The sequence below is a fragment of the Mesorhizobium sp. M1252 genome (genome assembly GCF_040318265.1).
Lineage (GTDB): Bacteria > Pseudomonadota > Alphaproteobacteria > Rhizobiales > Rhizobiaceae > Mesorhizobium.
This window is the reverse complement of record NZ_JAMYLX010000004.1, coordinates 65,338-79,925: the sequence shown is the minus strand read 5'-3', so window position 1 is coordinate 79,925 and position 14,588 is coordinate 65,338. Positions and strand designations below refer to the sequence as shown.

General features: G+C 62.8%; 15 protein-coding genes. 9 read left to right on the top strand and 6 right to left on the bottom strand.

Annotated elements, in window-relative coordinates:
• Positions 1 to 4 precede the first annotated feature (4 nt).
• Together NKH22_RS09565 and NKH22_RS09560 are read right to left on the bottom strand one after the other, a co-directional pair.
• Positions 5 to 1,186 carry an MFS transporter gene (locus tag NKH22_RS09565; protein WP_023751200.1) on the bottom strand — a complete coding sequence of 394 codons (1,182 nt, stop codon included), beginning with the start codon at positions 1,184 to 1,186 and terminating at the stop codon, positions 5 to 7.
• Positions 1,187 to 1,281: 95 nt separating this feature from the next.
• Complete coding sequence (locus tag NKH22_RS09560; RefSeq protein WP_352497543.1) at positions 1,282 to 2,946, bottom strand: Na/Pi cotransporter family protein; 1,665 nt, start codon at positions 2,944 to 2,946, stop codon at positions 1,282 to 1,284.
• Between the two features lie 388 nt (positions 2,947 to 3,334).
• On the opposite strand from NKH22_RS09560, the gene NKH22_RS09555 reads away from it, so the two are divergent.
• From NKH22_RS09555 to NKH22_RS09535, 5 genes are all read left to right on the top strand, one after another.
• Entirely contained in the window at positions 3,335 to 3,703 is a 369-nt protein-coding gene (locus tag NKH22_RS09555; RefSeq protein WP_023697079.1) for an RcnB family protein, read from the top strand.
• A 171-nt stretch (positions 3,704 to 3,874) separates the two neighbouring features.
• Positions 3,875 to 5,815 carry a DNA primase gene (gene dnaG, locus NKH22_RS09550; RefSeq protein ID WP_352909445.1) on the top strand — a complete coding sequence of 647 codons (1,941 nt, stop codon included), beginning with the start codon at positions 3,875 to 3,877 and terminating at the stop codon, positions 5,813 to 5,815.
• Between the two features lie 412 nt (positions 5,816 to 6,227).
• Positions 6,228 to 8,252 (top strand): RNA polymerase sigma factor RpoD, encoded by a 2,025-nt coding sequence (rpoD, locus tag NKH22_RS09545; RefSeq protein ID WP_023672446.1) that lies wholly within the window; start codon positions 6,228 to 6,230, stop codon positions 8,250 to 8,252.
• 190 nt (positions 8,253 to 8,442) lie between these two features.
• Complete coding sequence (locus NKH22_RS09540; RefSeq protein WP_023672447.1) at positions 8,443 to 8,736, top strand: GYD domain-containing protein; 294 nt, start codon at positions 8,443 to 8,445, stop codon at positions 8,734 to 8,736.
• Between the two features lie 69 nt (positions 8,737 to 8,805).
• The gene (locus tag NKH22_RS09535; protein ID WP_023697082.1) at positions 8,806 to 9,186 is read left to right on the top strand and encodes a thiol-disulfide oxidoreductase DCC family protein; all 381 of its coding nucleotides are present in this window, start codon (positions 8,806 to 8,808) and stop codon (positions 9,184 to 9,186) included.
• 44 nt (positions 9,187 to 9,230) lie between these two features.
• Here the strand turns inward: NKH22_RS09535 and NKH22_RS09530 are convergent, their stop codons facing one another.
• Positions 9,231 to 9,488, bottom strand: coding sequence for a DUF2798 domain-containing protein (locus tag NKH22_RS09530; protein ID WP_023683797.1), 258 nt, complete (start codon positions 9,486 to 9,488; stop codon positions 9,231 to 9,233).
• Between the two features lie 272 nt (positions 9,489 to 9,760).
• Between NKH22_RS09530 and NKH22_RS09525 the strand changes: the two genes are divergently transcribed.
• From NKH22_RS09525 to greA, 3 genes are all read left to right on the top strand, one after another.
• The gene (locus tag NKH22_RS09525; protein WP_023689755.1) at positions 9,761 to 10,438 is read left to right on the top strand and encodes a PadR family transcriptional regulator; all 678 of its coding nucleotides are present in this window, start codon (positions 9,761 to 9,763) and stop codon (positions 10,436 to 10,438) included.
• Positions 10,439 to 10,539: 101 nt separating this feature from the next.
• Positions 10,540 to 10,833 (top strand): HlyU family transcriptional regulator, encoded by a 294-nt coding sequence (locus NKH22_RS09520; RefSeq protein ID WP_023672451.1) that lies wholly within the window; start codon positions 10,540 to 10,542, stop codon positions 10,831 to 10,833.
• Between the two features lie 101 nt (positions 10,834 to 10,934).
• Positions 10,935 to 11,417 (top strand): transcription elongation factor GreA, encoded by a 483-nt coding sequence (gene greA, locus NKH22_RS09515; RefSeq protein ID WP_023683799.1) that lies wholly within the window; start codon positions 10,935 to 10,937, stop codon positions 11,415 to 11,417.
• A gap of 47 nt (positions 11,418 to 11,464) precedes the next feature.
• Here the strand turns inward: greA and NKH22_RS09510 are convergent, their stop codons facing one another.
• Positions 11,465 to 12,043, bottom strand: a complete 579-nt coding sequence (locus NKH22_RS09510; RefSeq protein ID WP_245260622.1) for a hypothetical protein — start codon at positions 12,041 to 12,043, stop codon at positions 11,465 to 11,467.
• Positions 12,044 to 12,261: 218 nt separating this feature from the next.
• Positions 12,262 to 12,897, bottom strand: coding sequence for an FMN-dependent NADH-azoreductase (locus NKH22_RS09505; protein WP_023689756.1), 636 nt, complete (start codon positions 12,895 to 12,897; stop codon positions 12,262 to 12,264).
• Positions 12,898 to 13,006: 109 nt separating this feature from the next.
• On the opposite strand from NKH22_RS09505, the gene NKH22_RS09500 reads away from it, so the two are divergent.
• Positions 13,007 to 13,963 carry a LysR family transcriptional regulator gene (locus NKH22_RS09500; RefSeq protein WP_023683802.1) on the top strand — a complete coding sequence of 319 codons (957 nt, stop codon included), beginning with the start codon at positions 13,007 to 13,009 and terminating at the stop codon, positions 13,961 to 13,963.
• Here the strand turns inward: NKH22_RS09500 and NKH22_RS09495 are convergent.
• Positions 13,896 to 14,522 carry a TetR/AcrR family transcriptional regulator gene (locus NKH22_RS09495; protein ID WP_023672456.1) on the bottom strand — a complete coding sequence of 209 codons (627 nt, stop codon included), beginning with the start codon at positions 14,520 to 14,522 and terminating at the stop codon, positions 13,896 to 13,898. The genes NKH22_RS09500 and NKH22_RS09495 overlap by 68 nt on opposite strands.
• Between the last annotated feature and the right edge of the window lie 66 nt (positions 14,523 to 14,588).

The window sequence follows — 14,588 nt, the reverse complement described above, 5'->3', positions numbered from 1 at the left end:
GATGCTATTCGGCCGCTGCTGGCAGCGGCGGCGCTGCCCGGCTGCGCCCCTCCCAGATGTAGGAGGCAAGTGCCACCACCACCGCCACCAGCATGGCGGCAGCGCCCACAACCGGCAGGCTGCGATAGCCGTAGCCGGCGTTGAGCATGGCAGCGCCCAGCGACGCGGCGAGCGCGATGCCGACATTGAAGCCGGAGGGGATGAGCGAGGAGGCGAGGTTGGAGGCGTCCGCCGTCCAGGCCAGGATGCGGGTCTGGATCGGCGTGCCTATGGCGAAGTTGAGGCCACCCCAGATAACGATGGCGATGACCATCGGCACGGGGTAGGGGCTGACGGCATAGATCACGCCCAACATCACCGCTTGCAGCGCAAGCATTGTGATCAGCGACGGCATCAGCTTCCAGTCGGAAAGCTTGCCGCCGAGAAAGACGCCGACGGTGGCGCCGACGCCGTTGAGCAGCAGCACCCAGGGGATCAGGCCCTCGTCGAGATGGGTCACCTCAAGCAGGGTCGGGGTGATGTAGGTGAACAGGCCGAACTGGCCGATCATCAACATCAGCATCAGGATCAGCGAGGTCCAGACTTGCTGGCGCGCCAGCACGCGAACCTCGCTGCCAAGACTGGCGGATGGCCTTGATGCGCCTGTCGTGCGCGGCAAAAGCGCAGCCATGGCGGCAAAGGCTACGACGCCAAGCGCGCACATCACCCAGAAGGTGGCGCGCCAGCCCCAGAGATTGCCGATTGCGGTGCCGGCCGGGACGCCGATGACATTGGATACGGTGAGGCCGGAGAGGATCACAGCCACGGCCATGCCGCGCTTGTCCTCGGGCACGAGGCCGACAGCCACCACCATGGCGACGCCGAAATAGGCGCCGTGTGCGACGGCGACCGCAATGCGCAAGAGCAGCATCGAGGTAAAATCGGGCGCCAGCGCGCAAGCGGCCTGGCCGATGGTGAAGGCGACGGTCAGGCAAAGCAGCAGCGTCTTGCGGGGAATGCCCTTGGTGGCGAGCGCCAGCAATGGCCCGCCAACCGCGATGCCGCCGGCATAGCCTGAGACGAGATAGCCGGAGGTCGGGATCGAAACGCCAAGGCCGTCGGCCACTTGCGGCAGCACGCCGGCAATGACGAATTCGGTGGTGCCGAAAGCGAAGGCGGCGATGAACAGGGCAATGAGCGGAAGCATGGCGCGGAAGCGATCCTTGAACGAGTTGGCCTCAAATCATGGATGGCGCTTGCCGGCAATGCAGAAATTTTTGCGGCCGGTTTAGGTTTTCTTGATCAGCTCGCCTTCAACCTGGAGCCGCCGAGCAGGCCGCGCTCTTCCAGCACCGGGTAGGCCATCGACGCCAGCAGCGAGTTGATCTGCTTCAGGTCGCGGATGGTGTCGAGGTGGATGGAGCTGGTCTCGACGCTCTTGGCGGTGCCGTCGCGCAGCCGCACGAAATGGCTGGCGCTGGTTTCCTTTTCGCGGTCGCGCAGCCGGTCCTTTTCCAGCACCAGCTGGCGGGCAGTCTCAGGGTCGCGCGACACCAGCACGTTGAAGGCAAGCCTGGCATTGGCCAGCACCGAGGTGTGAAAGGCGAGCAGCTCGCTCCAGCCCTCGGGCGTGAACTCCAGCCCGCGCTCGAACTTCTTCTTCACATGCACCAGCATGTTGCGCACGATGATGTCGCCGACCTGCTCGAGCTTGACGCAGGCGCCTATCAGCTCCTGGCAGCGCAGCGCCTCGTCCTCTGTGAGCGAGTTCCTGGTCAATTTGGCCAGATAGAGCTTGATCGCCGCGTGCTTCCTGTCGACGCGGTCGTCAAGGGCGGCCAGCGCCTTGATCTTGTCGCCGTCGGCGCTTTCATACAGCTCGATGATACGCTTGAGCATGATCTCGACCGTCTCGCAGACGCGGACCACCTCGCGGGTGGCGTTGGCCAGCGCCTGGCTCGGAACGTCGAGCGCGCCGTCGTTGAGGGCGGAGAGTTCGACCACATCGAGCTCTGTAGCCGGCGCCGGCTTGGTGCCCATTGCGACGATCTTCTCGGAAGCACGATAGATCAGGCTGGCAAGCGGCAGGCCGGCGAGCAGGATCAGCACATTGAACAGGATGTGGGCGTTGACGATCTGGTCGGGCACGGTGGCGCCGAGGAAGGCGACCGGTGGCTTCAGCGTCATGAACAGGATCAGCATCACCAGCGAGCCCATGCCGCGCATCAACAGATTGCCGATCGGCACGACGCGCACGCCAGGTTCGGCACTTCGGGTGAGCAGCGGCGCGATGATCGACGAGCCGAGATTGACGCCGAGCACCAGCACGATGCCGAGTTCGGGCGGGATGAAGCCGCGGCCGGCCAGCGTCACCATCAAAAGCACGGCGGCGATCGAGGAGTGGAAGAGCCAGGTAACGAGCGCGGCGAGCAGATAGGCGGTGACGTAGTCGCTGGAGAAATATTCGATGATGAGCGGCATCAGCGTGCTCTGGCGCAGCGGCTCCGAGGCCTGGCCGATCATCTCCAGCGACAGTACCAAAAGGCCGATGCCGACCAGGATGCGGCCGAACTGGCGCCAGTCGCGCCGCTCGGTGGCCATGAACATGACCGTGCCGGCGACGAGGCAGATCGGCACCAGCAGCGTCAGATCGAAGGTCAAGAGCTTGACCACCAGCGCCGAGCCGATCTCGGCGCCGCGCACAGCCAATTGGCCCGACATGCCCGAGACGATGCCGGCGCCGGCGAAGGAGCCGACGAGAAGCGTGACGGCGGTCGAGCTCTGCAGCGCGATGGACAGGCCGCAGCCGGCCAGCACCGCCATGATCGGATTGCGCATGGTGGAGCGCAGCCGGTGACGCAGCACGTCGCCATAGGCGCGCTCGACGCCTGTCTTGACCATGCGGGTGGCAAACAGCATCAGCGCCACCGAGCCCGCCAGATGCAGCAGGACGACGGAGCCGCTCATTTCGAAACCCGCACGCAGACAGCTACCGCGACGCGGAGGGCGCGCAGTGCAGGGATGAAAACGGGGCTGCGAATCATGGTCATGACAGTCTTGAACAATATCCGGAATATTTTAGCCGGGTAATAAAATCTTGTCGATTTCAAGAGCCGTCGCGGCGCGACAGGGCGTGTCGGAAAATGGACGGATGCGCAAATGGTTGCATGGCGGATCCCTGGTGATGGCAGCGGATCGTCCCGGTTTGCCGGACTCCCGGCAATCGCCTTTGCGATGATGTTCAAATATCCAGGATAAGCGCCGGATTTCATTGCGTAAATGTAATGCTAGTGTTCAGTTTCGGTTCATCCTTCGGGCGCTATTCCCTAGGCATCGACAACCAAGGAGCCCCGCTATGAAACGTATTGTTCTTTCCGCCCTCGCTTTCTCGATGCTGGCCGCCACTTCGCTTACCGGCCAGGCCGCACCGGTGAACGCACCGGTCGCACCGCAGTCGAATTACACGCAGGTCGACTGGCAGAGGCCCGGCAAGCATGTCGATATCAGGAAGCGCGTCGTGAAGAAGACGGTGGTCGTCAAGCGCAGCCATTGGCGCAATGGCCGGAAATATTCCAGCTGGAAGCGGCACCAGCCGATCCGCGATTATGGCCGCTATGGCCTGCATCGCCCCGGCCCCGGCCAGGAATGGATCCGCGTCGGCAACGACTATGTGCTGGTCAGCGTCCTGTCCGGCATCATCTTCGGCGCCATTGCCGCGCATTAAGCCCGGCCTCGCCGGCGCAATGCAGAGACTTGAAAGGAGGCGGCCCGAAACGGCCGCCTTTCTTTTGGCTGTAGAAACCGGGCTTTTTGGCTGTGGAAACCGGGTATGGTCCGCAATAAGGGTCGTCGGATTCCGCGAGCATGATTATATGAGGGACAAACGAGTTCCCCAATGCGCTTTCCGCCCGCCTTTCTCGATGAGATACGCGACCGTGTGCCGATTTCATCGGTTATCGGCCAGCGCGTCGCATGGGACAGGAAGAAGACCAACGCCTCGCGCGGCGACTATTGGGCCTGTTGTCCGTTCCATGGCGAAAAGAGCCCCTCCTTCCACTGCGAGGACAAGAAGGGCCGCTATCACTGTTTCGGCTGTTCGGTGTCGGGCGATCATTTCAAGTTCCTGACCGAGCTCGACGGATTAAGCTTTCCCGAAGCGGTCGAGAAGATCGCCGACATGGCCGGCGTGCCGATGCCGGTGCGCGACGAGCGGGAAGAACAGCGTGAGAAGGAACGCGCCAGTCTGACCGATGTCATGGAGATGGCGACTGCCTTCTTCCAGGAGCGGCTGCAAGGACCGGAGGGTGCAAAAGCCCGCGCCTATCTCAGGGATCGCGGGCTGACGCCGGCGACGCAGCAATCGTTCCGGCTGGGCTTTGCGCCCGACAGCCGCAATGCGCTGAAGGAACATCTTGCCGCCAAGGGTGTGCCCAAGGCCGACATCGAGGCCTGCGGGCTGGTGCGTCATGGCGACGACATCCCGGTCTCCTATGACTGGTTCCGCGATCGCATCATGTTCCCGATCCCGGATTCTCGCGGCAAGATCATCGCCTTTGGCGGCCGCGCACTGGCGCCCGATGCGCTGGCCAAATACATGAATTCGCCCGACACCGAGCTCTTCCACAAGGGCAACGTGCTCTACAATTTCGCCCGCGCCCGCAAAGCGCTGGCGAAAGGCGGCACGGTGATTGCCGTCGAAGGCTATATGGACGTGATTGCGCTGGCGCAGGCCGGCTTCGAGAATGCCGTGGCGCCGCTCGGCACCGCGCTCACCGAAAACCAACTCGAACTTCTGTGGCGCATGGCGCCTGAGCCGATGCTGTGCTTCGACGGCGACCAGGCCGGGCTGAAGGCGGCGTGGCGCGCCGCGGATCTCGCGCTGCCGTCGGTGCAGGCCGGGCGGTCGGTGCGCTTTGCGCTGTTGCCGGAGGGCAAGGATCCCGACGATCTGGTCAAGGCAGAAGGGCCGGACGCGTTTCGTGCCGTGCTGGCGGAAGCGCGGCCTCTCGCTGATTTGTTGTGGATGCGTGAGACATCCGGTGGCGTCTTCGACACGCCGGAGCGGCGGGCGGGGCTGACAAAGACGCTGCGCGAACTGACCAGCCGCATCCGCGATGAGAGCCAGCGCTACCACTACCAGCAGTGGATGCGCGAGCGGGAGCTGACCTTCTTCAGCGCCCAGCGCGAAGTGCGGCAAGGTCGCCAGGACTGGAAACCGGGGCAGGGCAAAACGCCCGCACCCGGCGGACAGTTCGCCAAAGGCAGCGGGGCAGGCGCGCGCGCCGCGATCACCGAAAGCCTCGGCCGCTCCGCCATGGTCAAACGCGGTGGCGAGATGATGTCGGTGCGCGAGGCGACGATCATCGTAGCCCTCGTCAACCATCCGGCGCTGATCGACGAGAACTTCGCCCATGTCGAGTTACTCGATCTCGCCAACACCGATTTGCAGCGGCTGCACGCCGCCATCCTCGATGCGATGGCGCACGACATGGCCAATGACCGTAGCGCGGTGATCGCCACCATCGAACGTGCCGGCTGCAGCGATATCTGGGGGCGCGCCGTGGCGCTCATCCAACGGGCCAGGCAATGGCCCGCGCTGGAAACCGCAGCGCTTGACGATGCCCGCGACGCCTTCAACCAGGCGCTGCACTTGCAGCGCAGCGCGCGCACCTTACATAAGGAGCTGAAACAGGCGGAAGCAGCGCTCGCCAGCGATCCCACTGACGAAAACTACCGGCACCTCATCGAGATTCAGGCGCAATTCCGTGATGTACAAGCAACGGAAGCGCTGATCGAAGGCTTCGGTGTGTCCTCGGGCAGGGGTGGGCGCGTGTAGGTCGAAACCTGCGCAAGAATGGATGATGTACGTGCTGCGCGTCGAATCGACGCCTCTAAGTCGGGTAATTGATTCGCTTTTTTGATGCGAATCATGCGAGAGGCGCTTGACCTTCTGGCAGAATGACGGAATCAGGACGATTCGAAACCTTAACCCGCGCCGGCGTCGATGGAAATGCACTGACGCGAGGTGCTGATCACTGGACAGGCTGTCAGCCTGCCACAGATATCAGGGTTAATCTGGACTTAATGCATATCGCCCAAAAGTGAAAACCGGTTTTGGGGGCACGATATGAACAAACAAAAGAGTTGATTCGGTTACCGGCCCGGTTAAGCGCCACCAGCGCATGTAGTTTGACCGGTGCGGCAGCTACGCGGCTTCGATGCTCGGCCGCTAGGAGAAGATAAAGACTATGGCGACAAAGGAAAAGGAAGAGGTCGAGACCGAACGTGAAGGCGCCACCGATGGGCCTCTGCTCGACCTTTCCGATGATGCTGTCAAGAAGATGATCAAGGCCGCCAAGAAGCGCGGCTATGTGACTCTCGACGAACTGAACGCGGTGCTGCCGTCGGAAGAGACCGATCCGGATCGCATCGAAGACATCAATGCGATGCTGTCCGACATGGGCATCAACGTGGTCGAGGACGACGATCAGAGCGAGGAGCCCGAGGCCGCCGACAGCAATGCCGACGCCGAGGAAGACGCCAACGAGCTGGCCGAGCAGACCGGCACCGCCGTCGCCGCCACGACCACCAAGAAAGAGCCGACCGACCGCACCGATGACCCGGTGCGCATGTATCTGCGCGAGATGGGCTCGGTCGAGCTCCTGTCGCGCGAGGGCGAAATCGCGATCGCCAAGCGCATCGAGGCCGGCCGCGAGACGATGATTGCGGGCCTCTGCGAAAGCCCGCTGACCTTCCAGGCCATCATCATCTGGCGTGACGAGCTCAACGAATCCAAGATCCTGCTGCGCGAGATCATCGACCTCGAAGCCACCTATGCCGGCCCCGAAGCCAAGCAGGCGCCGGTGGTCGAGCGCATCGAGGAGGCGCCCAAGGCCGAGGACAAGCCGAGGCGTGGACGCGACGAGGAAGACGACATCACCAATGTCGGCGCCGACACGCGCGGCCTGGTCGATGACGACGAGGAAGACGAGGACGAGGCGAGCCTGTCGCTGGCGGCGATGGAAGCGGAACTGCGCCCGCAGGTGATGGAGACGCTCGACGTCATCGCCGACACCTACAAGAAGCTGCGCAAGCTGCAGGACCAGCAGGTCGAGAACCGTCTGGCCGCGACCGGCACGCTGTCGCCAAGCCAGGACCGCCGCCTGAAGGAGCTGAAGGACCAACTGATCAAGGCGGTGAAGTCGCTGTCGCTCAACACGGCGCGCATCGAGGCGCTGGTCGAGCAGCTCTACGACATCAACAAGCGGCTGGTGCAGAACGAAGGCAAGCTGCTGCGCCTGGCCGAAAGCTATGGCGTGCGCCGCGAGGAGTTCCTCAAGGAATATCAGGGCTCCGAGCTCGACCCGAACTGGACGCGCTCGATCGGCAACCTGACCTCGCGCGGTTGGAAGGAATTCACCAAGAACGAGAAAGACGCGATCAAGGATCTGCGTTCGGAAATCCAGAACCTCGCAACCGAGACGGCGATCTCAATCCTGGAATTCCGCAAGATCGTCAACCAGGTGCAGAAGGGCGAGCGCGAAGCCGCGATCGCCAAGAAGGAAATGGTCGAGGCCAATCTGCGCCTCGTCATCTCCATCGCCAAGAAATATACCAATCGCGGCCTGCAGTTCCTCGACCTGATCCAGGAAGGCAATATCGGCTTGATGAAGGCGGTCGACAAATTCGAATACCGCCGCGGCTACAAGTTCTCGACCTACGCGACATGGTGGATCCGGCAGGCGATCACGCGTTCGATCGCCGACCAGGCGCGCACCATCCGCATCCCGGTGCACATGATCGAAACGATCAACAAGATCGTGCGCACGTCGCGCCAGATGCTGCATGAAATCGGCCGCGAGCCGACGCCGGAGGAACTGGCAGAAAAGCTCGCAATGCCGCTCGAAAAAGTGCGCAAGGTGTTGAAGATCGCCAAGGAGCCGATCTCGCTCGAAACCCCTGTGGGTGACGAAGAGGATTCGCATCTGGGCGATTTCATCGAGGACAAGATGGCGATCCTGCCGATCGATGCGGCGATCCAAGCCAATCTGCGCGAGACCACCACGCGGGTGCTCGCCTCGCTGACGCCGCGCGAGGAGCGGGTGCTGCGCATGCGCTTCGGCATCGGCATGAACACCGACCACACGCTGGAAGAAGTCGGCCAGCAGTTCTCGGTGACGCGCGAGCGTATCCGCCAGATCGAAGCCAAGGCGCTGCGCAAGCTCAAGCACCCGAGCCGGAGCCGCAAGCTGAGGAGCTTCCTCGACAGCTGATACCGGCAACAGACCAGCATTCGAAAAGGGCGCCGATGGCGCCCTTTTTGTTGCCGGGTGAAGGCTCTTGTCGCCCATCTCCGTCGGGAGGATACTTGCCTGGTCGGATGCATGTTCTGGGCGAAAAACCGGATGTCCGCCCCGGCTGATGTCCTCAGCCGTGCTCCGTGGCGCCGGAGGGAGGTGTGTGATGACAACCTACATCCTGCTGATGAACTGGACGGAACAGGGCGCCAGAAATATCCGAGAGTCGCCGAAGCGGCTCGATGCCGCCAAGAAGCAACTGGCCGACATGGGCGGCTCGTTCAAGGCGTTTTACCTGACTATGGGCGAATATGACATGGTGGCGATTATCGAGGCGCCCGACGATGCTGTGCTTGCTCGTTTCGCCCTGATGCTGGCAACGGGTGGCAGCGTCAAGACGCGAACGCTCAAGGCTTTCCCGGAATTTGCCTATCGCGAGATCGTCACTTCGCTTGGATAGCGCTGGGCGTGGGTCCGTGCGGCTCGGCGTCATATTGCGGGGCCGTGCCGTCAAGGCGATAGTCGCGCCATGTCCAAGCCTGCGCTGACCGTCTGGTACAACACACGCTGCCCGGTTTGCGATGGCGGCATCACCCGGCAGAAACGGCGGCTGATCGAGGCGATCAAGGCCGGGCGGATCGAATTCCGCGACATCAACCTCGAACCGGCGGCGCTCTCTGGCTACAGCGCCTCGCTGGAGGACATACGCCGCCGGCTGCATGCCACCGATGCCGAAGGCAGGCTGCTGGTCGGCGCCGATGTCGCGGTTGCCGTCTGGCGGGCGACGCCGGGCGAGGGCTGGCTGGCGACGCTCTTCGGCAATCCGGTCGCGCTGCCGCTGACGCGCTTGGCCTATGATCGTTTCGCCGATCTTCTCTATGCCTGGAACCGGCGCAAGGGCCGCTGGTAGCGAGGCAAGGCCCGAAGAATCTGCGGGCCTTACCGTCATGGGCGTTACCGGGACGCCGGCTCGCAAAGCCAGCCGACAATGCGGCGCACCGCCGGCAGCACCATGAGCAACGTTGGGAACGCTACCAGCCAGGACAGGCCCCAGGCAGTGAGCCAGACAGCCGGCAAATCAGGTTGCAGTCCAAGGCTTTTCAGCGTCGATATGAACGAGACGATGAAGGTCATCAGCAGCGACAGCACCAGCGGGCTGACGATCGCGGCATAGCGCGCCGGCAGCTTGCCGCGCTTACGGTTCGTGGTCATTTTTGGATTTTCCTGAAACATCCGGTCCGTCGCATTTGGCATCCATTGCGCCGGGTTTCCGGCGGAACTGCCCGGAAAGACCGGGGTGGATGCGTTGCTTGACGTCAGACGCTTACGGAGAGGTTCTGGCCCTCACGCGCTTTCTAGCTGCCGGCGGCGGCGAAATCAACCTTCTGGCGCCGCCTTTAGATACATCGTAAGATATATCTTGACTCGTCGGCGGGGCAAGCCTAATTAAGATGTATCGTAAGATATAACTCAAGGAGCAATTCATGCATAGACATCATCCCTTTGGCGAGCGCGCCGAGCGCGCATTCCTGCACATGGCAGGCAAATTTGGTGGAAGAGGGGGCAGCGGCTTTGGTCCGTTCGGCCACGGCGGACGTGGCGGTGGACGCGGCGGCCCGGGCGACATGTTTCGCGCCGGGCGCATGCTGGCCGACGGCGATCTCAAGCTGATCACGCTGTCGCTGCTGGCCGAGGCGCCTCGCCACGGCTACGACATCATCAAGGCGCTGGAAGAGCGCACCAGCGGCATCTACAGCCCGAGCCCGGGCGTCGTCTATCCGACGCTGACCTTCCTGGAAGAGGCCGGCTATGCGGCTTCAGCCGCCGACGGCAACAAGAAGGTGTTTTCGATCACCGAGGCGGGCCAGGCGCATCTCGCCGAGAACCGCGAGATGATCGACGGCGTGCTGGAGCATCTCGAGCGCTTCGGCCGCAAGATGGCGAAAGCGCGGGACTGGTTCGGCTGGAACGACGACGGCGAGGAAGGCGGACGGCGTGGTGGACGGGGTCGCTCGGATGCCCGCGAGGAGTTCCGCGCCGTGCGCCACCGGCTGCGTGCCGCGCTCGGCGATCTCGTCGACGCGCCGGCTGAAAAGCAGGCCGAGGCGATTGCAGTCCTGGAAGCCGCCGCTGAAGCCCTGGAAGCGCTATCGCGCGGTTGACCCCTGGCGAGAACGCTTGCCCGTTCGACTGAGGAACGGTACTGAAAATCATCCTGCACCGCGAGACGTGGTGCAGGATGATTGCCGTTGGAGGAAGCCCCATGTCTTTTCTGAAGCGTCTTTTCGGTGGTGGCGGTGAGGGGGGCGAGCCCAAGAGCGCAGCACCGGCAAAGCAGGTTGAGCACAAGGGATTTTTGATCAGCGCCACGCCCTACAAGGCGGAGGGGGGCCAATACCAGACCTGCGGCGTGGTTTCGAAGGAAGTCGACGGCGTGATGAAGGAACACAAATTCATCCGCGCCGATCGCTTTGCCGGACTGGACGACGCCGTCGACATCTCGATCAAGAAGGGCATGCAGTTGGTCGACGAGCAAGGCGAGAGGATGTTCGGGTAAGGGCCGAACTGGTCGAGGCGCCGAACATAGGTTTTGCGCCGGTCATCCGTCGCCAGAATCTCGAATAACGGCAGTGGGCGGCAAGCAGAAAGTATCGACAATTGAGCGTAGCGTTTGCCAAGGAGGAAAGCGCCGAGGCAGCATCGGAAACCATCCTGCCGGCTCGCCCTGTCTCCGATCGGGTCAACCTTGTCACGGAAGCGGGCCTCAAGACGCTGCAGGTTGAATTGACTCGCGCCCAGCAAGCTCTCGAGGCCGCTAGCGTGCTGGAAGATGTCAATGAGCGGCGACGCCAGTCAGCGGTTCCGGTTCGAGATATGCGTTACTATGCCGAGCGCGTCCGTACGGCACAGCTTATGCCGGTGCCCACCTCTAATGAGGTGATCGCCTTCGGGCACACCGTTACCTTCAAACGTGATGATGGCCGCACTCAGACCTTCCGCATCGTCGGAGAGGATGAGGCCAACCCGTCTGAAGCTTCCATATCGCATGGTTCGCCGGTTGCCATCGCGCTGACCGGAAAAACCGTTGGCGACTTTGTCCAGCTAGGGCCGCGCGAACTTGAGATCCTGTCCATTTCCTAGGACGCAGGTATGATGCGCGACCGAGGCCGGTGCACCTTGAGACGTGATCAGATGCCCGCAATTGCCAAAAGCCAAGCCAGGATGTCGAGCAGCAGAAAAACCAGCGCAATCTGCAACGCCAGCCGGAGCCGCTGGATAATTCGCCAGTTGCCGGCCATGTCCGCCTTGATCCGAAGGGCAAGCGCGCGGCGCATGGCCGACATTGTCGTCGGCCTGTCGCCGTCGACATATTGATCAAGCAGATCTTCCGGATCGAAGCGGAATGTATATTGGTGATAGGGCCAAAGCATGAAGACGATCAGCCCGCCGATGCCGAACAACAGGGCCACTGCGGTCCAATCCCAAAGCCCAAGCCCGTTGGAAAGCGCCGCACCGCCGAGTAGCGAGTTGGCAAATGCGATGGCAAAGACAAGGCTGCCGGCGCGGGTGCTCATGTTCTCCACAAGCGTCTGCTGTTGAGTGAGACCTCTCACCGCCTCCTGATAGATGAACGCGAGACGCGGATCATCGTCGGCAACAGCGCTTGCGACAATTCCGTTGTTCTCTCCTCCACTCGGACATTCGGCCATAAGTTGCCTCTCTGTTTTGACAGGGTTGCACGAGTTTAGCCCGATCCGTCGGTGCAAAAACAGATTGGCCGTGGACCAACGGCAAATCCGATGGCGATGCCGGGGGCTCCAAGCCTATGAGGGCCAGCTGATGAACGGGCAAGAATAGTTGGCAGCCATCGAAAACCCCGCCACGAACACCACGCCATCTGCCGGTGGACCCTGCTCTCGGCCCCGGACAGCAAGAAGGCAGGCGCCGAAGCGCCCGCCTTTTCAATGCGAATGACGGGGTGTGCTTACGCGGCGATTTGCGCGCTCGCGGTCTTGGCCACCACGGCATCGACCTTGGCGGTCGCCTTGGCAAGTGCGGCGGTGACGGCATCAGGGCCCATGCCGACGCCTTCGATGCGGATGACGTCGACATCGGTCATGCCGAGAAAGCCGAGCACGCCGCGCAGATAGGGGATGGCGTGATCGAACTGCACGGCCGCACCTTCGGAATAGATGCCGCCCGAGGCGAGTACGATATAGACCTTCTTGCCGGTGACGAGGCCCTTGGGACCACCCTCGCCATAAGAGAAGCTCTTGCCGGAGCGGGAGATGTGATCGACCCAGGACTTCAGGGTTGAGGAGATGTTGAAGTTGATGAAGCCGGTGGCCAGGATCACGGTGTCGGCTGCGAACAGTTCGTCAAGCACGATGTCGGAGACGCCGACGACTTCGGCCTGGCGCGGCGTGCGGGCTTCAACGGGGGTGTAGATGCCGGTCGCATAATCGGTGTCGATGTGCGGCAGCGGGTTGGCCACGAGGTCGCGTACGACGAGCGTATTCGACGGGTCGGCGGCGACGAGCTTTTCAGCGAATTCGGTAGCGATACGGGTCGAGTGCGAGGCAGCGCCGCGCGGGCTCGAGGTTACAAGCAGGATAGACATAGCGGTTCTCTCCAGTGGGAATTGATTTCTCCCGCCTGATATGGGCCTACCGACCCATTCAAAAAACTGGTATATTTTCTATACGATCCATCCATAAAGTAGGTATGCCGTGCAACCCAATCCGACGCTCGACCAATTGCAGATCCTGGTTGCGGTCGCCGACACCGGCAGCTTCTCAGCCGCCGGCCGCAAGCTTAACCGCGCGCAGTCCGTCATCAGCTACGGCATCGCCAATCTTGAAGCGCAGCTTGGCCTGAAACTGTTCGAGCGCGAGGGCACGCGCGAGCCGCAGCTGACCGAAATCGGCCGGGCGATGCTGGAGGACGCCCGGCGCATGGTCGGCGTGCTGCAGCGCATCCGTTCGCGTGCCGACGGTCACCATCAGGGGCTGGAGGCTGAAGTTGCGCTATCGGTTGACGCGGCGCTGCCCTCGCCGGTGCTGGTGCGGGTGCTGAAGGCGTTCGAGGCGCAGTTCCCGACCGTGATGATGCGACTGCATATCGGCACGCTCGGTCTGATCCCCGACCATGTCGTCAGCGGACAGTCGGATCTTGGCATCGGTGGCTTGCTGGGCGAGGTCGACGTGCATCTCGTGCGCATCGGCTTCATGTCGATCGTGCTGGCTGCCGCCCCCACCCACCCTCTGGCACTGCTGCCGAAACCGGTGGCGCTCGAGGATGCGCGAGAGCACACCCAGCTGGTTGTCAGCGACCAGTCGGAACGCACCAAGGGACGCGACTTCGGCGTCTTTGCCTATCGTACATGGCGGCTGACAGATGTGCGTATCAAGCATACGTTGATGCGCGAGGGGCTGGGCTGGGGCGGGTTGCCGCGCTGGCTGATCGCGGACGATTTGGCCAGCGGCAGGCTGGTCGAACTCGACCTTGAACCCTTTAGCGAGGTGCGCTCATCGCTCTATGCCATGCACCGCGCCGACCGCAGCCCGAAACCGGCGGCGGCCTGGCTGATCGACCAGTTCAAACGCCAGCTCGGCTGCTTCAACGAGTTCGACCCGGACGACCTGCCTGAGGATGAGCCGGAGACAGCCCATCGATCAGAGCCATGAGCACGGCGCGATAGTCTTCGGCCGAGGCGCCGGCCTCGACGGCAAGTGCTGCGCGGTCGAAGGCAGCGGCGAGCAAAGCGGTCAGCGCATCGGCCGGCAGTCTGGTCATCGACTGTTCGCGCATTGCCGCAACCAGGCCTTCGCGCAGCGACCGGTTGCCGTGGCGATTGTCGATCGCATCCATGGCGGCGCGGCCAAGCACGGCCGGCCCGTCGAGCAGCAAAAGCCGCGTGCGGCCGGGCGCGCGCATGGCGGCGAGATAGGCGTCCGAGCCGGCAATCAGCGCATTGCGGGCAAACAAAGAAGGCGGCGAGGCGCGCTCGATCTCTTGCGCCACCGCCGCCGCCTCCTGCTCGACCACGGCGGCAAACAGCGCCTGCTTGTCGGCAAAGTGGTGATAGAGCGCGCCGCGGGTGACGCCGGCGGCCGCAACGATCTCCGGCGTGCCGGTCTCGGCATAGGACTTTTCGATGAACAGTTTGCGCGCCGCAGCGATCAGGTCGGCCCGCGTCGCTTCGGTGCGGTCGCGGTTGGAGCGGCGCGGGGTTTCTCGTTGCATACATGCAGCCTGTATGTTATTTCGAATTACATGCAAACTGTATGTTGGCTAACGGGAGAAAGAAAG